The 20,921-nt window shown below is 66.5% G+C and carries 19 protein-coding genes; 16 read left to right on the top strand and 3 right to left on the bottom strand.

The features are described 5' to 3' along the window. Positions 1 to 93: 93 nt before the first annotated feature. Positions 94 to 888, top strand: a complete 795-nt coding sequence (locus tag ACZ5EF_RS16115) for an IclR family transcriptional regulator domain-containing protein (RefSeq protein ID WP_346061598.1) — start codon at positions 94 to 96, stop codon at positions 886 to 888. Between the two features lie 63 nt (positions 889 to 951). Here ACZ5EF_RS16115 and ACZ5EF_RS16110 read toward each other — a convergent pair whose 3' ends face one another. Next, positions 952 to 1,935, bottom strand: coding sequence for an AraC family transcriptional regulator (locus tag ACZ5EF_RS16110; protein WP_346061599.1), 984 nt, complete (start codon positions 1,933 to 1,935; stop codon positions 952 to 954). 416 nt (positions 1,936 to 2,351) lie between these two features. Between ACZ5EF_RS16110 and antA the strand changes: the two genes are divergently transcribed. The 11 genes from antA to kynA all read left to right on the top strand — a co-directional run bounded on the left by antA (position 2,352) and on the right by kynA (position 14,619). Next, positions 2,352 to 3,740, top strand: coding sequence for an anthranilate 1,2-dioxygenase large subunit (gene antA, locus ACZ5EF_RS16105; protein WP_346061600.1), 1,389 nt, complete (start codon positions 2,352 to 2,354; stop codon positions 3,738 to 3,740). A 3-nt stretch (positions 3,741 to 3,743) separates the two neighbouring features. After that, entirely contained in the window at positions 3,744 to 4,229 is a 486-nt protein-coding gene (antB, locus tag ACZ5EF_RS16100) for an anthranilate 1,2-dioxygenase small subunit (protein WP_346061601.1), read from the top strand. A gap of 19 nt (positions 4,230 to 4,248) precedes the next feature. Further along, entirely contained in the window at positions 4,249 to 5,265 is a 1,017-nt protein-coding gene (gene antC / locus ACZ5EF_RS16095) for an anthranilate 1,2-dioxygenase electron transfer component AntC (RefSeq protein ID WP_346061602.1), read from the top strand. Positions 5,266 to 5,345: 80 nt separating this feature from the next. Next, positions 5,346 to 6,281, top strand: a complete 936-nt coding sequence (catA, locus tag ACZ5EF_RS16090) for a catechol 1,2-dioxygenase (protein ID WP_346061603.1) — start codon at positions 5,346 to 5,348, stop codon at positions 6,279 to 6,281. A gap of 70 nt (positions 6,282 to 6,351) precedes the next feature. Next, positions 6,352 to 7,335: a TRAP transporter substrate-binding protein gene (locus tag ACZ5EF_RS16085; RefSeq protein WP_346061604.1), complete on the top strand. Its 984-nt coding sequence runs from the start codon at positions 6,352 to 6,354 to the stop codon at positions 7,333 to 7,335. 54 nt (positions 7,336 to 7,389) lie between these two features. Further along, positions 7,390 to 7,938, top strand: a complete 549-nt coding sequence (locus ACZ5EF_RS16080) for a TRAP transporter small permease (RefSeq protein WP_346061605.1) — start codon at positions 7,390 to 7,392, stop codon at positions 7,936 to 7,938. Beyond that, complete coding sequence (locus ACZ5EF_RS16075; protein ID WP_346061606.1) at positions 7,935 to 9,194, top strand: TRAP transporter large permease; 1,260 nt, start codon at positions 7,935 to 7,937, stop codon at positions 9,192 to 9,194. The genes ACZ5EF_RS16080 and ACZ5EF_RS16075 overlap by 4 nt, the downstream gene beginning before the upstream one ends. A 107-nt stretch (positions 9,195 to 9,301) precedes the next feature. Further along, positions 9,302 to 10,972, top strand: coding sequence for an amidohydrolase (locus tag ACZ5EF_RS16070; protein WP_346061607.1), 1,671 nt, complete (start codon positions 9,302 to 9,304; stop codon positions 10,970 to 10,972). Positions 10,973 to 11,139: 167 nt separating this feature from the next. Next, a complete protein-coding gene (locus tag ACZ5EF_RS16065) occupies positions 11,140 to 12,351 on the top strand; it encodes a DcaP family trimeric outer membrane transporter (protein WP_346061608.1) in 1,212 nt (403 codons plus the stop codon). A gap of 141 nt (positions 12,352 to 12,492) precedes the next feature. After that, entirely contained in the window at positions 12,493 to 13,683 is a 1,191-nt protein-coding gene (locus ACZ5EF_RS16060) for an alpha/beta hydrolase (RefSeq protein WP_346061609.1), read from the top strand. A gap of 87 nt (positions 13,684 to 13,770) precedes the next feature. Next, the gene (kynA, locus tag ACZ5EF_RS16055; protein WP_346061610.1) at positions 13,771 to 14,619 is read left to right on the top strand and encodes a tryptophan 2,3-dioxygenase; all 849 of its coding nucleotides are present in this window, start codon (positions 13,771 to 13,773) and stop codon (positions 14,617 to 14,619) included. 6 nt (positions 14,620 to 14,625) lie between these two features. Here kynA and ACZ5EF_RS16050 read toward each other — a convergent pair whose 3' ends face one another. Continuing rightward, on the bottom strand, positions 14,626 to 15,093 hold the full coding sequence (locus ACZ5EF_RS16050) for an Lrp/AsnC family transcriptional regulator (protein WP_346061611.1): 468 nt from the start codon (positions 15,091 to 15,093) through the stop codon (positions 14,626 to 14,628). A gap of 132 nt (positions 15,094 to 15,225) precedes the next feature. Here ACZ5EF_RS16050 and kynU point away from each other — a divergent pair, with 132 nt between their 5' ends. The 4 genes from kynU to ACZ5EF_RS16030 all read left to right on the top strand — a co-directional run bounded on the left by kynU (position 15,226) and on the right by ACZ5EF_RS16030 (position 19,737). Then, entirely contained in the window at positions 15,226 to 16,458 is a 1,233-nt protein-coding gene (gene kynU / locus ACZ5EF_RS16045) for a kynureninase (protein WP_346061612.1), read from the top strand. Between the two features lies 1 nt (position 16,459). Further along, positions 16,460 to 17,254 carry an alpha/beta hydrolase gene (locus ACZ5EF_RS16040; RefSeq protein ID WP_346061613.1) on the top strand — a complete coding sequence of 265 codons (795 nt, stop codon included), beginning with the start codon at positions 16,460 to 16,462 and terminating at the stop codon, positions 17,252 to 17,254. Between the two features lie 31 nt (positions 17,255 to 17,285). Further along, positions 17,286 to 18,680 carry a sodium-dependent transporter gene (locus tag ACZ5EF_RS16035; protein WP_346061614.1) on the top strand — a complete coding sequence of 465 codons (1,395 nt, stop codon included), beginning with the start codon at positions 17,286 to 17,288 and terminating at the stop codon, positions 18,678 to 18,680. 163 nt (positions 18,681 to 18,843) lie between these two features. Next, a complete protein-coding gene (locus ACZ5EF_RS16030) occupies positions 18,844 to 19,737 on the top strand; it encodes a hypothetical protein (protein ID WP_346061615.1) in 894 nt (297 codons plus the stop codon). Between the two features lie 68 nt (positions 19,738 to 19,805). Here ACZ5EF_RS16030 and ACZ5EF_RS16025 read toward each other — a convergent pair whose 3' ends face one another. Continuing rightward, positions 19,806 to 20,912, bottom strand: a complete 1,107-nt coding sequence (locus ACZ5EF_RS16025) for a histone deacetylase family protein (protein ID WP_346061616.1) — start codon at positions 20,910 to 20,912, stop codon at positions 19,806 to 19,808. Positions 20,913 to 20,921: the final 9 nt, after the last annotated feature.

The raw sequence follows: 20,921 nt of genomic DNA, 5'->3' as shown, positions 1-20,921 counted from the left end.
TCGCGGCAACGGCACGGCGGGGCGAACATTTGTTCGCCCCGCCGTGCTAGAGTAGGGCCTTCGATGGCAGCCCGAGGCGGAGGCAAGCAGCAGATGGAGACATCCCCCCAGGAAGCGACCCTGAGCCCGGACGACCGTGACTTCGTCACCGCCCTGGCCAGTGGGCTCGAGGTGATCCAGGCCTTCGACGAGGCCCATCCGCGCATGACCCTCAGCGAGGTGGCCGCCCGCACCGGCATGAACCGCGCCAAGGCGCGGCGCTTCCTGCTGACCCTGCATGCCCTGGGCTATGTGCGCAAGCAGGGGCGCAGCTTCGAGCTGGCCCCGAAGGTGCTGCAACTGGGCTATGCCTTCCTCTCGGCCAACGATTACCGCGGCGTGATCCAGCAGTACCTGGAGGAGATCACCGCCGAGAGCGGCGAATCCTCCTCCCTGGGGGTACTGGACGGTGACGAGGTGACCTATGTGGCGCGCTCGGCGGCCCGCCATCGGCTGATGGCCATCACCCTCTCGGTGGGCACCCGGTTGCCGGCGGCCTATACCTCCATGGGACGGGTGTTGCTGGCCCAACTGCCGGCCGCCGAGCTCGACGCCTACCTGGCGCGGGTGACCCTGGAACCGCATACCGAGCGCAGCGTCACCGACCCGGCGACGCTGCGCGCGCGTATCGAGGAGGCCCGCGAGCAGGGCTACGCCATCGTCGATCAGGAGCTGGACCCGGGGCTGCGCTCCCTGGCGGTGCCGGCCTTCGATGGCGGCGGCAAGCTGATCGGCGCCATCAACGTCAGCACCAATGCCGCGCGGATCGACCATGAGACCCTGACCCGGCGGCTGCTGCCGCTGCTGCAGCAGACGGCGCGGCGTATCCGCGACGCCGTACATCGCTAAGGCGGCCGATCACGACGAAGGCGCCGATGGGAGACCATCGGCGCCTTCGTCGTTGTGGCGGCCTTATTGCAGCGGCGCGGCGGCCGAACGCTTGAGGGTCTCGGAGGGCAGCTCGCCGTAGCGCGCCTTGTACTCCTTGGAGAAACGCCCCAACTGCTGGAAGCCGCAATCCATGGCGATGCTCGAGACGCTCTCGTTGGGGGCGGCCCGCTCCAGGCGCTGGCGCACATAGTCGAAGCGCAGCTGGCGGAAGTAGGCGATGGGGGAGACCCCGTAGTGGGTATGGAAGTCCCGGTAGAGACGCTCCCGGGAGACGCCGGCGGCCCGCTCCAGATCGGCCAGCCCCAGGGGGCGATCCAGGGACTCATGCAGCAGCGCTTCCAGGTCGCTCAGGTAGGCGGGGCGCCCCTGTTGGCGGCCCAGCAGCTCGCTGGAGTAGTTGTGGGGCTGGGTATAGAGCAGGCTGGTGATCAGCGAGTTCTCGAAGTTGCTCCACACCTCGGGGATGTCACACAGCGAGCCCTCGGCATGCAGCATCTCCTGCAGGTTGGCGACCATCTGCCACCACTCCTTCACCGTGCCGCTCAGCGGCATGCGCGGGTCGAAGATCACCGGCTGCGATAGCTGGCGGCGCAGCAGTTGCGACAGCTTGTGTTCCAGGGCCTGGCGGGAGAGGCGCACCAGGCGCTTCTGGCACTGCTCATCCATGCTCAGGCGCAGCGGCTGGCTGGGCGAGATGATCGCGCCCACGGCGGCATCGGAGTCGAAGGCCGCGCCCTGGTACTCGATGCTCTGGGCCCCCTGCAGGGGCAGGCTGATGCTGTAGCTGTGGGTCAGGTCGGCGATGCCGACGGTCACCCGGGTCGCGTACTCGATGGTGCCGATGGACACATTGCCCAGGCGGGTGCCCTGGTGGCGAAAGCTGAGCTGACGCGGTTGGGGCACTTCCAGGCGATGGGGGCCATTGACCTGGCACATCCAGCGGCAGGCCGAGTCGGGTTGGCGAAACTCGGCGGCGATCCGTTGTCGGGTCAGGGGTACGGTCATGGTTCCTCCTGGCCTCGCCGCGATAGTCGTTATCTTGGGGCCACAGGGCCCGGGGGGGCGGTCGAGGCGGTGTTCGCATATCGTTCTTGGGTGCGTAATGCGAACGCATGGGGTTATTCTGCCATCCTGGTGAAACAATAGCCAATAACCTAAAGGTATCCCCATTCGGCGCCGAGGGGAAACCGCGGCACGGGGGGGCAGGGGCCGCGTGCTCGCCAGGGGGCCCGCCGAGGCATGAAGCACCTTTCTCTTTGGTCGTATAGGGTCGTTAAAGCATCGAAATATCAGTGGGTTAAAAATCCCCTTAGGGGGTGGCCAAGAAGTGCATAGCGTTCCTCCAAGAACTGCATAGTGAGCCCTGGGGAAGGGCGCCTAAGGTGAGTCGTACCCAACAAGCAACAAGACGGTAACGACCGATGACAGCATATCGCTCCCTCCCCGACTGGCAGGCGTTTATCGAGAAGTGCATCGATTTCCGCCCCGACGACGGCGTCTATCGCGTCTCCCGTGACATGTTTACCGATCGGGCCCTCTTCGATCTCGAAATGGAGCTGATCTTCGAGAAGCAGTGGATCTTCGCCTGCCACGAGAGCCAGATCCCCAATAACCACGACTTCATCACCATGCAGGCCGGCCGACAGCCGATGATCATCACCCGGGATGGCAAGGGCGAGCTGCGCGCGCTGGCCAATACCTGTCAGCACCGTGGCGCCACCCTGACCCGGGTCGGCAAGGGCAATCAGTCCACCTTCACCTGCCCGTTCCACGCCTGGTGCTACAAGTCCGACGGCCGGCTGGTCAAGGTCAAGGCCCCTGGCGAGTACCCCCAGGACTTCGACAAGGCCAGCCGTGGCCTGAGCCAGGCGCGCATCGAGAGTTACCGCGGCTTCGTCTTTATCAGCCTGGACACCGAGTCCAGCGTCGGCCTCGAGGAGTTCCTCGGCGACACCAAGCTGTTCTTCGACATGATGGTGGAGCAGGCGCAAGACGGTGAGCTGGAGGTGCTGCCCGGCGAGTCCCGCTACACCTTCAACGCCAACTGGAAGCTGCAGAACGAGAACGGCCTGGACGGCTATCACGTCAGCACCGTGCACTATAACTACGTCTCCACCGTGCAGCATCGCCGCGAGCTGGAGGCCCAGCAGAAGGGCGGCGGCGGCGACACCCTCGACTACAGCAAGCTGGGCGCCGGCGACAAGGACACCGACGACGGCTGGTTCTCCTTCGCCAACGGCCATAGCCTGCTGTTCAGCGACATGCCCAACCCCCAGGTGCGCCCCGGCTACGCCACGGTGATGCCGCGCCTGCTGGAGCAGCTGCCCCGAGAGCGTGCCGAGTGGACCATGCACCGCCTGCGCAACCTGAACATCTACCCCAGCCTGTTCTTCATGGACCAGATCAGCTCGCAGCTGCGCATCGTGCGCCCGGTGGCCTGGAACAAGACCGAGGTGATCAGCCTCTGCCTGGGCGTGAAGGGCGAGTCCGACGCCGACCGCGAGAACCGCATCCGCCAGTTCGAGGACTTCTTCAACGTCTCCGGCATGGGCACCCCCGATGACCTGGTGGAGTTCCGCGAGCAGCAGCGCGGCTTCGAGGCGCGGGCCACCGAGTGGAACGACATCTCCCGGGGGCGTGAGCACTGGCAGTACGGCGAGACCCACAACAGCCAGGTGCTCGGTATCCAGCCGGTGATCACCGGCACCGAGTTCACCCACGAGGGGCTCTACGTCAACCAGCACGGCACCTGGCAGCGGCTGCTGCTCGCGGGCCTCGAGAAGAAAGCACTCAAGCTCCAGGAGGTGTAAGTCATGAGCCAGCAGCAATCCATCGAGCAGTTCCTCTACCGGGTCGCCGAGTACTGCGACAATCAGGAGTGGGACGCCTATCTCGAGCAGTTCGCCCCGGAGTGCGAGTTTCATATTCCCCAGTGGAAGGGCGAGCACGAGATCACCCAGGATCCCAAGCGCGAGATGTCGCTGATGTATTACGCCGATCGCACCGGCATCGAGGATCGTATCTTCCGCCTGCGCACCGGCAAGTCCGCCGCCTCCACGCCGATGCCGCGCACCCTGCATCTGATCAATAACGTGCGCTTTGCACCTCGGGAGGATGGCCAGGTGCAGGTCAAGGTGAACTGGGTGACTCACTTCCATCGCTTCGGCGAGAGCGGGCACTTCTTCGGCACCGCCGACTACACCCTGCGCGGCGACGGTGACGATTGGAAGATTACCCGCAAGCACACCGTGCTGCTCAACGACAAGATCGATTCCGTCCTGGATTTCTACCACGTCTGATTACGCTGGAGGGCGAGTCATGCACAACACAGCCGCCATCGTCTTTCGGGACGGCACCACCCGCTTCGTCAAGGTCGACAAGCATGAGCTGCTGATGGACGCCGCTCAGCGCCACGGGGTCAATCTGCCGGTGGATTGCCGGGAAGGGGTCTGCGGCACCTGCCGCTGCCTGCGCGAGTCCGGCGAGGTCGATGTCGAGTACATCGATGAGGAGGCCCTGACCGAGGAGGAGATCGCCGAAGGGCATGTGCTGGCCTGTCAGACTCGCCTGCGCTCCAGCCAGGCCTCCTTCTACTTCGATATCGACTCCCATGTCTGCAGCGTGGCCACCGAGGTGCATGACGGCACCGTCAGCGCCGTAGAGCCGGTCTCCGATGGCGCCGCCATCCTCGAGATCAGCCTCGACGACCCCGCCCAGGCCTTGCCCTACCTGCCGGGCCAGTATGCGCGCATCGAGGTGCCGGGCTCGGATGAGTGGCGGGCCTATTCCTTCGCCACCGCGGCGGTCAAGGAGGGCAAGCTGCGTTTCCTGATCCGCCTGCTGCCCAGCGGCGTGATGAGCGACTACCTGCGCGATCGCGCCAGGGTGGGGGACGCCATCTCCCTGGAGGCGCCCCTGGGCGCCTTCTACCTGCGCGAGGTGCAGCGTCCCCTGCTGATGGTGGCCGGCGGCACCGGCCTCTCCGCTTTCCTCGGCATGCTCGAGGAGCTGGCCGAGAAGGGCGAGTGCACCCAGCCGATCCGCCTCGCCTACGGGGTGACCCAGGAGCAGGACCTCAGCGAGCTGGCGCGTCTGGAGGCCTTCACCGAGACGCTTCCCGATTTCGCCTTCGAGACCATCGTGATGAGCCCCTCCGAGGCCTGGCAGGGCAACAAGGGGGTGGTCTGCGATCTCTTCGATCTCGACTTCCTGGCCCGGCCCTTCGACGCTTACCTGTGTGGGCCGCCGCCGATGATCGAGGCCACCAAGCAATGGCTCGATGAGCGTGAGGTGGGGGAGCACCGGGTGTTCTTCGAGAAGTTCGTTTCCAGTTGAGGCCTTGGCCTGCCAAGGCCCCGTCACCGGCCCCGGATGGCCAGCTCCGTCCCAAGAATGACAACGAGAGAGATTCGACCATGACCGTAAAGATTTTCGACAGCGCCGATGTCCAGAACTTCCTCAACCAGGTGGCTGGTTTCGACCAGGCCGGCGGCAACGCGCGCGCCAAGCAGATCCTGCACCGCCTGCTCGGCGACGTGTACCAGCTGATCGACGACTATGACGTCACCCCGGAGGAGTTCTGGTCGGCGGTGAGCCTGATGAACGAGCTCGGCAAGGAGACCCAGTTCGGCCTGCTGGCCCCGGGCCTGGGCTTCGATCACTACCTGGACATGCGCATGGATGCCGCCGATGCCGAGGCCGGCCTGACCGGCGGCACGCCGCGCACCATCGAGGGCCCCCTCTATGTGGCCGGCGCCCCGGTCTGCGAGGTCGAGGCGCGCCTGGATGACGGCAGCGATACCGACAGCGAGGTGATGTGGCTGACCGGTCAGGTGCGCGACACCCAGGGCAACCCGGTGCCCCATGCCCAGGTGGAGGTGTGGCACGCCAACGCCAAGGGCGGCTACTCCTTCTTCGACCCGTCCCAGAGCGACTACCACCTGCGCCGTACCATCCTCGCCGATGCCGAGGGACGCTATCACGCCCGCAGCATCATCCCCTCCGGCTACGGCGTGCCCCAGGGCAGCCCCACCGACCAGGTACTCGCCGCCCTGGGCCGTCACGGCCAGCGCCCGGCGCATATCCACTTCTTCGTCTCGGCGCCGGGGCATCGCCACCTGACCACCCAGATCAACCTGGCCGGCGACGAGTACACCTGGGACGACTTCGCCTTCGCCACCCGCGAGGAGCTGGTGGTGGACGCCAAGCGCATCGAGTCGCTCAGCGAGGCGGAGCTGCGCGGCCTGAGCGGCCCCTTCACCGAGGTGGTCTTCGATATCGAACTGGCCAAGACCGAGGATCCCGAGCAGCAGGCGCGCCACAAGCGCCCCCGCGCCCTGGAAGACGGCTGAACGCCCAGCGGTATATCGCACCGGCCCGGACGGGCCGGTGCTTCAACAACACAACAATAGAGACACTCCCATGACCAAGCTCAAGACCCTGATGACCGCCGCCGTGGCGGCGTCGCTCACCGTCACCGCCGTGACCGCCCAGGCTCGGGACTTCCGCCTCGGCCTGGTCACCCCCCAGTCGCATATCTGGAGCCAGGAGGCCGAGGGTTTCGCCGAGACCCTGAATGAGCGCTCCGGCGGCGAGCATAGCGTCAGCATCTTCCCCGCCCAGCAACTGGGCAACGAGGCACAGATGGTCCAGCAGCTCCAGGCCGGCTCCCTGGACATGGCCTTCCTGACCCTCGCCGAGATCTCCAACCGCATCCCCGATTTCGGTGCCCTCTATGCGCCCTTCCTGGTGGAAGACATCGATCATGCCGCCGCCCTGCTGCGCTCCGAGGTGGCCGCCGAGATGCTCGAGGCGATGCCGGGGCAGACGGGCCTGGTGGGCGTGGGCTACGGCATGGCCGGCATGCGCCAGATCCTCAGCCGCCAGCCCATCGACAGCGCCGACGACCTGAGCGGCCTCAAGGTGCGTATCACCCCCTTCGATCCGATCCGCGACTTCTATGTGGCCGCCGGCGCCGCCCCCACGCCGCTGCCGCTGCCCGCGGTCTATGACGCCCTGGCCAATGGTCAGGTGGACGCCATCGACATGGATTACGACTCCATCCGACTGCTCGAATTCTACGAGCAGGCCGATAACCTGGTGATCTCCAACCATATGATGTTCCCCATGGTGGCAGTGGTCTCCGGGCGCGTCTGGGGACAGCTCGACAACGCGGATCGTGAACTGATCCGCGGCGCCATGGCCGAGCATGCCGACAACATCATGAACCACTTCCAGGAGCACCATGAGGCCTGGGGCGAGGAGCTGCGCGGCCAGGACATCACCGTCACCGAGGTGGGTCCGGACTTCTTCGCCGACGCCATCGCCGAGTGGGAGGCGATCTGGGCCCCCAAGGCGACGTACTTGCCGCTGCTGCGCGAGGCGGCCGCCGAACTGGCCGACTGACTTCCGCTGAACCCGAACCGCCCCGGCCCGGCGCCGGGGCCCCTGGAGGCCGTCATGCTCAAACGACTCTCGTCCGGCATCGCCCGGTGTGAGGGGGTGATCGCCGCGGGGCTGGCGGCGATCATCAGCCTGCTGATCCTGCTCAATATCGCCACCCGCTCGCTGGGTCAGGCCCTCTACTGGACCGACGAACTGGCCATCCACGCCATGATCTGGATGACCTTCTTCACCACCTCGGTGGTGCTCAAGCGCCGCGAGGGGGTCGCCGTGACCCTGCTGGCGGATGTCTTGCCGAGCGGGTTGCGTCAGGGGCTGAACCTGCTCGTCGATATCCTGGTGCTGTTCTTCGCGCTCTTCCTGGCCGTGTTGTGCTGGCGCTGGTACGACCCGGCGACCCTGTGGGCCAGCGGCTTCGATCTCCAGGCCTTCCAGGGCGCGACCTTCAACTTCATCTACTCCGAAACCTCGCGCACGCTGGGCATCCCCAAGTTCTGGGTCTGGCTGTGCTTGCCCATCTTCGCCGTCTCGCTGAGCCTTCACGCCGTGGTCAACCTGATCGACGGCATCCAGGGCCTGGCGCGGGCGGAAAGGAGGCCCGCATGACTCTCGTCGTCTTCGCCGTGCTGTTGCTGGGGGCGGTGCCCATCGCCCTGGTGCTGGCGCTTACCGCCGCCTGGTATATCGCCGATTCCGGCAATACCCTGCTGTTCGCCTCCTATCCGCAGCAGCTCTACGGCGCGATAGAAAATTATGGGTTACTCGCTATCCCGCTATTTATGCTGGCCGGCGAGCTGATGAACGAGGGCGGCCTGACCCGGCGGCTGATCGACCTGGCGCGCATCCTGGTGGGAGGCTTCCGCGGTGGCCTGGTGTATATCAACCTGGTCGCCAACATGATGATGGCGGCCATCGTCGGCTCGGCGGCCTCGCAGATCGCCATCATGTCCCGGGCCATGGTCCCGGCCATGGAGAAGGACGGCTACGACAAGCCCTTCGCCGCGGCCATTACCGCCGCCGGGGGCCTGCTGTCACCGATCATCCCTCCGTCGATGCTCTTCGTGCTCTATGGCGTCATGGCCCAGGTGCCCATCGCCGACATGTTTATCGCCGGCATCATCCCGGGGCTGCTGATGGGCGGCCTGTTCTTCCTGGCCATCGCCGCCGTGGGCCTGGTGCAACAGTATCCCCAGGGCCAGTGGCCGACCCGGGCCCAGGCCAGGCGCTACCTGCTGATGGGGCTGCCGGCCATGAGCATTCCGGTGATCATCATCGGCGGCATCCTCGCCGGCCTGGCCACGCCCACCGAATCGGCGGCCCTGGCCTCGCTGGCGGCCCTGCTGATCGGCCGCTATGTCTACCGCGACCTGACCTTCTCCCGCCTGCCGGAGATCCTCCGACGCACCGCCTTCAATGCCGGCCTGGTGATCATGCTGATCGGCGCCGCCGGGGTGTTCGGTTGGGTGATCGTCTACGAGCAGCTGCCGCAGATGGCCGCGGCCTGGATCGCCGAGGTCACCGACAGTCCCTTCGCCTTCCTGATGCTGGTGGTGGGGATCCTGCTGCTGGTGGGGATGATCGTCGACGGCATCGCCGCGCTGATCCTGGTGGTGCCGATCCTGCTGCCCATCGCCCAGGGGCAGTTCGATATCAGCGCCTACCAGTTCGGGGTGGTGGTCTGCCTGACCCTGGTGCTGGGGCTGCTGACGCCGCCGGTGGGCGCGGGGCTGTTTATCGGCTCGTCGATGACCGGGGTGCCGCCGATGCGCATCTTCCTCGCCCTCTGGCCCTTCCTGCTGATGAGCCTGCTGGCCTTGGTGCTGCTGGCCTGGCAGCCCTGGCTGACCCTGGCGCTGTTGTGAGTTTCACCGCGAAGAGGAGCCGAGCCTTTCCCTGACCAAGCCGGGCCCCCGAGCCCCCTGTGCGACCAACACGAAAACAACGACACAAGATAAGGAAATTTTCCAACATGATAATAAGAAAGACGCTTTCCTGTGCGGCCCTGACGCTCGGCACGATCGGGGTGGCTTGTGCCTCCGGCGAGGTCGACCTGATTCTCCATGACGCCAAGGTGCGCACCATGGACGATGCCATCGGTATCGCGGAGGCCGTGGCGGTGTCCGGCGACCGGATCCTGGCCGTCGGCAGCAACGAAGAGATCCTCGCCCTGCGCGATGAGCGCTCTCGCGTGATCGATCTCGACGGCCGGACCCTGATCCCGGGGCTGGTGGATACGCATCTGCACCTGGATGAGGTGGGAGAGAACCTTCAGAAGATCCCGACCAATGACCTGAGGAGCCTGAGTGTCCTCCTCGAGCGGATCGCCGCCGAAGCGGAACGCCTCCCGGAGGGAGAATGGATCGTCGGGGCATCCGACTGGCACGAGAGTCAGCTGGCGGAGAACCGCTTCCCGAGTCGGGAAGAGCTCGATGCGGTGGCGCCGAATCACCCGGTCTTCCTGCGTCGCGGCGGCATCAATGCGGTGATCAACTCCGCGGCGATGGCGGCCGCCGGCATCGACGAGGAAGATACCGATCCCCCGGGAGGCAAGTATGACCGGGACGAGAATGGCCGCTTCACGGGCTGGATCCAGAGCTTCGCGAAGGTCAATGAAATCGCCGGCCTGTTGCCTTCCCCCTCGGAAACTCAGGTGCGCGCCAACTTTGTCGCCGCCATGCAGGCCCTGTCCAGTCGCGGTGTGACCACCGTCCGTTCGCAGCATGTCTCTCCCGATCATCTGGTCTCCTGGCGCGCCGTCGTCGATGACGGCGAGCATAGCCTCCGCGGGGTGGCGATGATGGCCATCAATCCGCGCGCGCCCCTGGAGCAGGATATCGCCCTGCTCGACGAGCACGGGATCTCGCCGGGCATGGGCGATGACGACCTGCGCGTGGGCGGGCTGAAGGCCACCTATGACGGTGGGGTGGAAACCGCGCTGCTGCGGGAGGACTACGCCAATATCCCCGGGTTCCGGGGGATCGAGGTCACCCCCCTGGAAAAGATCGAGGGACTCTCGGCCTTCGCCTGTGAGAATGGCTGGGGACTCTCCGTGCATGCGATCGGCGGCCAGGCGATCAGCAATGTGCTGAATACCTGGGGTGAATTGAACGAGCACTGCCCGGTGGCCGGGCTCGGCTGGGGACTCGAACACCCCTACCTTCCCAACGCGTCGGATCTCGAGCGCATGCGTGAGCTGAGTATCACGCCCCATACCCAGGCGCCGCATAACTATACCCTGGGCTCCGGTTTCCTGGAGTTCTGGGGCGAGGAGCGGACGCATCGCTCCATCCCCAACCGCACCTATATCGATGCCGGCCTCTTGCCGGCGGCGGGCACCGACGCGCCGGTGGCGCCCTTCGATCCCTTCCTCGCCATGTGGGTCGAGGTCACGCGCCAGACGGCGGCGGCGGGCGTGCTGGGGGCCGAGGAGGCCGTGACGCCCCAGGAGTCGCTGCGGATGCATACCCTCTGGGCCGCGCAAGGGTTGGGCATGGAAGACCGTATCGGCTCCATTTCCCCCGGCAAGTATGCCGATATGGTGGTGGTCTCGGAGGACCCCGTCACCCTGGATCCCGAATCCCTCAGGGATATCGCGGTCGAGTGGACCTTCTTCTCCGGGGAAGTGGTTCACCAGAACTGATATTTGACTCTTTATTGGTCCGACATCGTCGGGGGGTATTCGCGGTTTTCGATAACCCCTGATGATGCCGCTGGCTGCCGCGTGCTGATAAGGAGGTGTGTTGAACGATAAGAAATAAGCGGTTCTGTTTTTCTTGATAGGTAAAATACAACAATCTGGGATCTCTGATGAAATTCAAAAAAAATGTAGTGCTGGCCGTGATGCTGCCGGCGGGGATGGTTCTTGCTCAAAATTCCCTGGCCTATGATGTGGTGCCGGCCGGACAGCCGGTGGTGACCGGGGAACCGAGTCGCGTGGGCGCGCCCTGGAATCATCGCTCCACCTTCAATATTCCCGGCACCAATACCGATGTGGCCTTCGGCGGTTACGTGAAGCTGGATGCCTTCTACGACTTCGATTATGACCAGGGGAATGCCACCGATCCGCTGGCGCTGCTCAACCCGGCGAATCGCACCGATGGCCGTACCAACTTCACCGCCTATGAGTCGCGGCTCAACTTCCGCACCCAGACGCGCACCGACTACGGCACGGTGAGCACCTACCTGGAAGGGCACTTCCTGCCCGACGGCAAGTTCAACCTGCGCCACGCCTATGGTGAATACGGTCCCTTCCTGGCCGGCCAGAGCTGGACCAACTTCATGCACTTCCTGGGCTCGCCGCGCAGCCTCAAGCTGGGTGGGCCGATTGGCTATGCCACCGGTCGCCCCTCTCAGCTGCGTTACACCCATAGCGCCGGGCCCAATACCTTCGCGGTGTCCCTGGAGGATCCCTCCTATGCGCTCTCGCCGGTCAACGGCGGGGCGGATATCGAGAACCCGCTGCCGACCCTGACCGCGCGCTACCAGTATGGGCGTAACTTCGGCATCTCCGCCCTGGTCAAGGAACTCGCCACCAACGAGGCCACCAGCGGCGTCGACGAGAGCACCACCGGCTATGGCGTGGCCGCCCAGTTGGCCCTGCCCCTGGGGGGCGCCACCACCTTCAAGGCCAATGCCACCGTCGGTAGCGGCCTGGGCAGCTACCTGAGCTATGTGCCGGATGGCGTGGCCGGGGCGCGCACCCCGGACGCCTATATCGACAACAACGGTTCGCTGGAGAGCGTCGATTCCCAGGCCTTCGGCGTTTCCCTGGAGCATAACTGGAACGGCGACTGGTCCAGCGCCGTCGGCACCTCGCGCTTCAGCCAGGACCTGCCGGATGACATCGCCGGCTTCCAGGCCGGCCTGGATACTGTCCAGTACTCCTTCGTCAACCTGATCTGGGACGTCAACCAGCGCCTCTCCACCGGTATCGAGTACCAGCACTCCGATATCGAGCGGGTCAACGGTGACTCCGAGGATGCCAGCCGGATTCAGGCCAGCGTGCAGTTCCAGTTCTGAGCGCAGCGCTCTCTGTCCTTACCGGGAGCCCCCGGCTCCTGACCTCTGCTTGCTTTGTGCCAGCCAATCGGCTGGCACTTTTTATATGCGGGAAGTACTTATCTTTTATCTCGTTGGACACCTTGCTCGGGAGAATCCCCCATGAAAAAGCGCGAGTCAGTATCCGATATCACGGTGGAGATGGCGCTGAATGCTGCCAGCATAGATTGGCAAGCCGATATTGAAGCGGCCTTCCGGGAGGCGCTGGTGACGCTGCTCGGGCGCCTCAAGGCGGTAGGTGGCTCCCCGGCCGGGATGCGTCACCTCTCGGTGACATCACCGGCGGGGCGCCTGGACCCTCGTCTTCCGGCCTGTGATCGCCTCTGGCGCGAGGTCTTCGGTGGCTTCAAACCGGCCTCCTTCGCCATCGAGGCGACATCGGCGCCACGAGTGATATTGTCACTGGAGCTGGAGGGGGAGACGGCAGCATCACCGAGTGACGCGCCGGTCTGGCGGGGGTTGGCGGCGGCGGCGGTCAATACGGCCTACAGCGCTCGGGCGGCCGTTCCCGACCATCTCGATATTTTCGTGCGTTGGCGGGAGGCGGGTGAGCGCTTCCTGGCGACCCGCAAGGTATCTCGTGACCTGTCCTATGGTCAGGCAAGGCTGCAGCGCTTCGATTTCTTCCCCGCGTCACGAGCGCAGGCTCCCCTGTTGATCTTTATTCATGGCGGCTACTGGCAGGCCATGGACAAGGCCGAGCATGCTCCGCTGCTGGCCGGGCATCTGGCTGCGGGCTGGGCCGTGGCGGTGCTCAACTATCGCCTGTGTCCCGAGGTCACCATCGCCGAGCAGGTCGAGGACGTGCGCCAGGCCCTGCGCCATCTATGGCATGGGGCCGAACGCTACGGCATCGATCGGAAATGCATCCAGGTCGTCGGTCATAGTGCCGGCGGACACCTGGGAGCCTGCCTGGTCAGTAGCGACTGGCCGACCCTGGATCCGGATATGCCGGCGACCCCGATTCGTGCCGCCTTGCTGATCAGCGGCATCTTCGACCTCGAGCCGATGCGCCATATGAGTTTCGGGCCGTTGCTCGGCCTGCCGGATGAGAAGACGGCCCGGGCGCTGAGTCCGCTGTTGACCGCCCCCAACCCCGGACTACGCCTGCATCTGGCCGTCGGGGAGCGGGAGAGCGAGGCCTTCCATTGGCAGTCTCGGGAGCTCGCCCGGCGCTGGGGCGAGCGACTCCAAGGCATCGAGGTGTCGAGCGTGGCCGATACCCATCATTTCTCGGTGCTGGAGGCCCTGTCGAGCGGGGCGCTGTTGCGGACCTCCCTGGCCCTGGCATGACTCCGCGTCACCGTTGAGGTGCCCCCTGGCCCGCCGCCCGGGATGGGCGCACCATAAGGTGATCCATCAGCAGACGAGGAGGGGACGATGAGCAAGCCACAGCGGGGCCGCACCTCGGTGAGCCTGGATGATGAAGGCGTGCACTGGGACCAGGAGATGAGCTACGGCCAGTATCTGAGCCTGGAGCCGCTACTGGCCTGCCAGAGCCCCCTGACCGACGAGCATGACGAGATGCTGTTTATCGTCATTCACCAGGTCTCCGAGCTATGGCTCAAGCAGTGTCTCCATGAGGCCCATGCCGCGGCGGCGCATATCGCCGCCGACCAACTGAGGCCCGCCTTCAAGATGCTGACCCGGGTGGCGCGCATCCAGGAGCAGATGATCCAGGCCTGGGAGGTGCTGGCCACCCTGACCCCGGCGGACTATGCGCGCTTTCGCGACAGCCTGGGGCAGAGCTCCGGTTTCCAGTCCTATCAGTACCGGGAGCTGGAGTTCCTGCTGGGCAACAAGCATCCCGCCCTGGTGGAGGTGCATCGCGGCCACCCCGAGCACTACCGGCGCCTCACCGAGGTGCTTCAGGCGCCCAGCCTCTACGACACCTGCCTGCGGCTGCTGGCCCGGCGCGGCTTCGCCTTGCCCGATGCGGTGCTGAATCGCGACTGGAGTGAGCCCTATGCGGCGTCTCCCGAGGTGGAATCGGCCTGGGCCGAGGTCTATGGCGACACCGAGCACCACTGGGACCTCTACGAGCTGGCCGAGAAGCTGGTGGACACCGAATACCATTTCCAGCAGTGGCGCTTCAGCCATATGAAGACGGTGGAGCGGATCATCGGCCACAAGCCCGGCACCGGCGGCACCAGCGGCGTCGGCTACCTCGCCAAGGCCCTGGAGCTGACCTTCTTCCCCGAGCTGTGGTCGGTGCGTACCCGGATGTAGGTGGCCTCAGGGCATTACCTTGAGGGGGCCGCCCTCCTTGAGGGTGTTCATGGCCACCTGGGTGGCGATATCGCGGATGCCCTCCATGGGGCTGATGGTGGTGGAGAGGAAGTGGGAGAGCTCGGCGAGGTCCGCCACCCGCACCTTGAGGATAAAGTCGTGGCTGCCGGTCACGGCATGGCAGTCGATCACCTCGTCCCGGGCCAGCAGCTCCGCCACGGCGTCCCTGGGCGAGGCCATGCGGCCCTTGTCCACCGAGAGGAAGATAAAGGCGGTGACCTTGAGCCCCAGGGCCTCCGGGTCGAGGCGCAGGTCGTGTCCCAGGATGACCCCGTTCTCCTCCAGGCGGGCGATGCGTCGCGAGCACTGGCTGGGGGAGAGGTTGACCGCCTCCGCCAGGCTGGCCAGGGTCAGGCGGGCATCCCGCTGCAGGGCGTGAAGAATCCGCCGATCGAACCTATCAAGGGTTTCCATGTGTGTGAAATCTCTTATTGGCGCAATAATTTTGCATAACCTGAGCCATTGACGCCAGAGAACGCAAGCCTTTCCCGGCTCGTCTCTCCTAGAATTTGGGACAGCTTCATCACCCGATTCCCTGGAGGCCCCATGACCCCGACCCTGGATAGCGTTCGTGAACTGGATCGCCGCGATCCCCTGGCCGCTTTCAAGGCCCGCTTCGCCCTGCCCGAGGGCGTGCTCTATCTGGATGGCAACTCCCTGGGGGCCCAGCCCCGGGCCGCTCGGGAGGCGCTGGATGCTACCCGGGATCAGTGGCGTGACGAGCTGATCAAGGGCTGGAATCAGGGCTGGTTCGATGCCCCGGAGCGCCTGGGCGACCTCGTGGCGCCACTGATCGGCGCCGGGCCCGGCGAGGTGGTCGTCAGCGACAATATCACCCTCAATATCTTCAAGCTGTTGGGCTATATCACCGAGTCCCAGGGGCGCTCGCGGCCGGTGATCCTCAGCGAGGGCGGCAACTTCCCCACCGATGGCTATATCGCCCAGGGGCTGTGCCGCTTCGCCGGCCTCGAGCATCGGGTACTGCCGGAGGGGGCGGCGCTGGCCGACTACCTGGACGAGCGGGTCGCCGCCGTGGTGCTGAGCCAGGTCAACTACCGCACCGGGCGTCAGCGCGATATGGCCGCCATCACCGCCCAGGTGCATGAGCAGGGCGCCGAGATCGTCTGGGACCTGGCCCACTCCGCCGGGGCCCTGCCGGTGGACCTGCATGGCTGTGGCGCCAGCTATGCGGTGGGCTGCACCTACAAGTACCTCAACGGCGGCCCCGGGGCCCCGGCCTTTCTCTATGTGCACCAGGAGCACCAGGATGGCGGCTGGCAGCCGCTCTCCGGCTGGCATGGACACGCCGCGCCTTTCGCCTTCGACGGCGACTATGCCCCGGCCCCGGGCATTACCCGCTTTCGCAGCGGCACCCACTCGGCGCTGATCTACGCTCCCCTGGAGGCCTCCCTGCGGCTCTGGCAGGAGGTGGACATGACCGCCCTGCGGGAGAAGAGCCTGGCATTGGGCGAGCTGTTCCGCGACTGCCTGGCCGACCTGCTCGAGGCCGAGGGCATCGAGGACATCACCCCGCCCCGGGCCGAGCGTGGCAGCCAGGTGGCTTTTATTCATCGCGACAACGGCTATGCCATCGTCCAGGCGCTGATCGCCCGGGGCGTGATCGGCGACTACCGGGAGCCCGGGCTGATGCGCTTCGGCTTTACGCCCCTCTACCTCAGCTACGAGGACGTCTGGCAGGCGGCCCGGCACTTCCGTGAGGTGGTGGAGAATCGCGAGTACCTGGAAGCGCGTTTCCGGGTGCGCGCGGAGGTCACCTGAGATGGGCCTCGATCAGGATCGTGCCGCGCGGGAGAAGGCCTATTCGCCGAGCCGCTGGGCCCGGGACTTCGAGGCGAGCCTGGCGCGCCAGGCCGAGCTCGGCGCCCGGCTGCGCGAGCGTCATCCGCCGAGGCGCCTGAGCTATGGGGCGGGGCCGCGGGAAGGCCTCAACCTCTTCCTCCCCGAGGGGCAAGGGCCCTGGCCGCTGATGGTCTTCCTGCACGGCGGCTATTGGCAGGAACTGGACGCCGCGGCCACCGACTTCATGGCCGTGCCCTGGCTGGGACGGGGCTGGGCCTTCGCCTCCCTGGACTACCCCCTGGCGCCGGGCGCCTCCCTCGAGGCCATGGTGGCGGCCTGCCGCCAGGGTATGGCGGCCCTGCGCCGCGAGGCGAGCGCCCTGGGGTTGAATGGCCGCCTCCACCTGGGCGGTCATAGCGCCGGGGCCCAGCTGGCGCTGATGAGCTGCCTGGGGGAGGGGCGCCTGAGTGGCATCGAGTCGCTCTGGCTGCTCAGCGGCATCTATGACCTGCGCCCCCTGGTGGGCACCTATATCGATGCCCCCCTGGGGCTGGACGAAGAGCGGGCCGCGCGACTCAGCCCGCTGTGCCAGGACCTGTGGGGCCTACCGCCGCTGACCCTGGTGCACGGCGAGCTCGATCCGCCCGCCTTCCGTGCCCAGGGCGAGGCGCTATATGAGCGCGCCTGGGCGGCCGGGGTGGCGGTGAAGCTCTGCCCGCTGCCCGACTGTGATCACTTCGACATCCTCGAACGGCTCGATGCGCTGCCGCGCTGAGCCGACTCCTTAACCCGGTGAGATAACTCCAATGACAATATCGCAAGCCAAGCCCGCCGCCGCGGCCTCTCCCTCCGACGCGCCCAGCGGGCGCGCCCAGTTCTCCAGCCGTTTCGGCTTCCTGATGGCCGCCGCCGGCGCCGCGGTGGGCCTCGGCAATGTGTGGAGCTTCCCCTCTATGGCCGCCAACAACGGCGGCGGCGCCTTCCTGCTGGTCTATGTGGTGATGGCCTTTATCCTCGCCTATCCGGCGCTGATGGCGGAGCTGACCCTGGGACGCTATGCCCAGAGCGGCATCATCAATGCCATGGGCCGGGTGGGCGGCCGTGGCCTGCCACGGCGCCTGGGGCAGGGCGTCGGCGGCCTGGCGCTGCTGGCCGCCTGCCTGGGGCAGGCCTTCTATGCCATCGTCACCGGCTGGCTGATCGGCTACGCGCTATTGCCGCTCTCCCGGCTACTCGGCCTGGAGAGGGCGACGGCCTGGCTCGCCGAGGGGAGCTTCTGGCGGGACTGGAGCCTGACCCTGGCGGCCATGGTGATTACCGCGGCGGTGGTCTTGGCCGGGGTGAACCAGGGCATCGAGCGCTGGACCAAGCGGCTGATGCCGCTGCTGCTGGTGATGATGCTGGGGCTGATCGCGGTGATGCTGAGCTTCCCCGGCGCCGGCGAGGGGGTCAAGACCTACCTGGTGCCGGACCTGTCGCGGATCGACGGGCAGCTGTTGCTGGATGCCATGGGCCAGGCCTTCTTCTCGCTCTCCATCGGCGTCGGCGCCATGGTGGTCTACGGCTCCTACCTGAGCCGCGAGGCCAATCTGCCCCGGGTCGGCGCCCAGGTGATGCTGATCGACATGGGCGTGGCCTTCGTCGCCGGCCTGCTGATCATTCCGGCCATGTTCGTGGCCCATGGCCTGGGGGTGGAGGTCTTCAACGAGGCCGGCGAGCTGCAGAGCTCGGCGACCCTGCTGTTTATGGTGATGCCGGCCATGTTCGAGGCCATGGGGGCGCCGGGGCTGGGCCTGGAGCTTGTCTTCTTCGTGCTGCTGGCCATCGCCGCCCTGACCTCCATGTTCCCGGTACTGGAGGTGCCGGTCTCGACCCTCGAGGAAACCGGCCTGATCCGCCGTCGCCCGGCCACCTGGCTGATGGCGCTGGTAACCTTCGTTATCGCCAGCCTGATCCTGGCTTACTTCGAGCCGCTGTTCGACTGGGCCATCACCCTGACCATCAGCTACAGCATGCCGCTGGTGGGGGGATTGGTGTGCCTCTATGTGGGCTGGTTGCTGTCGCGCCATGCCAAGCTCCAGGAGCTGCGCCAGGGGGCCCCGGAGATCGAGCGTACCCTGTTCTGGAAGCTCTGGCCCTGGTATATCCGCCTGGTCTGTCCGCTGCTGATCCTGGTGGTGATGGTACGCAGCCTGGCCTGAGCCGGTCGTGTTGCCGCTCTTCGCCGTCAGGATGGTGCACCGTCCCGCAGCAGAGGTGGCTATGCTGAAAGTGGTGAGCAGCAAAGCGGCCGTGAACCCCTGGTGAGGCAGCTGCTGGAGTTCATCGCCCTCATGGAGACCTTCAGCGAGGTACCCCCGGGCCATGGCACGAGGATATCGGCGACCAGGCCGGAAGCCTGCCGTCCGGTGGCTGGCGATTCTGCTCTGGGTCTGCCTGGCCGGTGTCCTGTCGGCCCAGGCCCAGGACAACTGGCTGCGCGATAGCTGGCGCGAGGTGATCGCCGCCTCGCCCTTTGACGAGCCCCTGGCGGTGGCGTCCGAGGCGCGCCCCTACTCGGTGAACGGCAGCGTGAACGCTCGCCTCGAATGGCCCTTCGCGGAGCTCGCCGAGGCGTTCGGCTCGCCGGTGGCCTGGTGCCAGGTGCTTATCCTGCACCTCAACGTCAAGGGCTGCTTCCATGACGCGGCGGTCGACGAGGCTGCGCTACGGCTCTATGTGGGCCGCCGGCACTACGAGCTCCTGGCCGATGCCGAACGCCTCGATCTGCGCCTGCGGCGGGTCGCCGAGGGGCCCATCTACCTGGAGATGGTGCTGGAGGGGGATCGGGGACCCTACGGCACCCGGGCCTTCCGCCTGCAGTTGCGTGCCGTGCCTGACCTCGACGGGGCCAGCCTGGTGCAACTGCGTTACTCCCTGGTGTACGGCATGACGGCGCGCCTCGCCCTGCGCGGTTACTTCGCCTTCGGCGGCCAAGACCGGGTGGGGTTCAGCGAGGAGCCGGGCGAGGATGGCCGACCGCGCCCGGTGGGCGGCATGCGGGGCATGATCGAGCGCAACGTCATGCGCTTCTACCTGGCCCTGGTGGCCCATCTGGAGACCCGGACGCTGTCCGAGGCGGAGCGGCTGGAGGCCAGCTTGTCCCGCTGGTTCGCCCTCACCGAGCGCTATCCCGAGCAGTTGCGCGAGATCGATCGTGCCGACTACCTGGAGATGAAGCGCCGCGAGCAGGCGCGGCAGCGTCGCGGCGCCGAATAATGAGGGGAGCGTGCCCCGTATCGGTGAAGGCGCCATGCCGGGCACATGGCGGTGGAGCCGGCCCCGGCTCAGTCCGGGGGTGGTTCGACGAAGGCACCGCGGTGAAAGGCCGCCGCGGCCGCGACCTCGGCGAGGCCGCGCTGGCCGGGTTCCGGCGGCTCGTCGCCGGCCAGCACCCGCAGCACCGCCCTGACGCCGCGTGACAGCGAGATCAGGTTGTAGCCACCCTCCAGCACGAAGACCAGGCGCCCCTGGCAGTGCCGGTGGGCCAGGGCCTTGAGGATGCCGGTCATGGCGGCGAAGCCGTCATAGGAGACCTCCATGGCCAGGTCATGGCTGTGCGGATCGAAACCGGTCGAGACCAGGATCAGGTCGGGCCGGAACCAGTCGGCCGCGGGTACCAGGATCTCGCGAAAGGCCTTGAGGTAGGCGGCGTCGCCGGCGTCGCCGGGGAGGGGAACATTGACGTTGGTGCCATCCCCCAGGCCCATGCCGATCTCTTCGAGATTCCCCGTGCCGGGATAGAAGGGGGCGGCGCGGTGCAGGTCGAAGAACAGCACATGCGGGTCGGCCCAGAAGATATCCTGGGTGCCGTTGCCGTGATGGGCATCCCAGTCGACGATCATCACGCGCCGGCAGCCCAGGGCGGTGCGGGCATGCGCGGCGGCCACCGCCACGTTGTTGAACAGGCAGAAGCCGCGGGCGCGCACCGGCTCGGCGTGGTGCCCGGGGGGCCTCACCAGCGCGAAGCTGCTCGTGGCTCGTCCCGCGACGACGGCCTCGACGGCGGCGATCGCCGTGCCGGCGGCCACCTCGGCGGCGTCGACGCTACCGGGCGATACGGCCGTGGTGTCCACATCCAGCCAGGCGCTCTGGCCGCGCAGCTCGAAGATATGGTCCAGGTAGGAGCTGGTATGCACGCGTCCCAGCTGCTCCCGCGTCGCCGCCTTGCCCGGCTCGAAGGCCACGCCGGGCACCGGTTCGAGCTCCAGGAGGCGCCGGATGGCGGTGAGCCTGGCGGGGTGTTCCGGATACTTCCAGGGGACCCCCAGCCCCGACAGCAGCGAGCGGATACGATCGTCCATGCGTCCCGGCAGGAAAGGCACCTCGATATCCGGTTCATGGGCCAGCATTCGCTCGTCATAGAAGACGATCACGCTGTTTTCGTCGGCCACGATGCAAGC

It is taken from the genome of Bisbaumannia salifodinae (genome assembly GCF_055388505.1).
The sequence above is the reverse complement of the archived record's forward strand: the minus strand, read 5'-3'. Positions and strand labels throughout refer to the sequence as shown.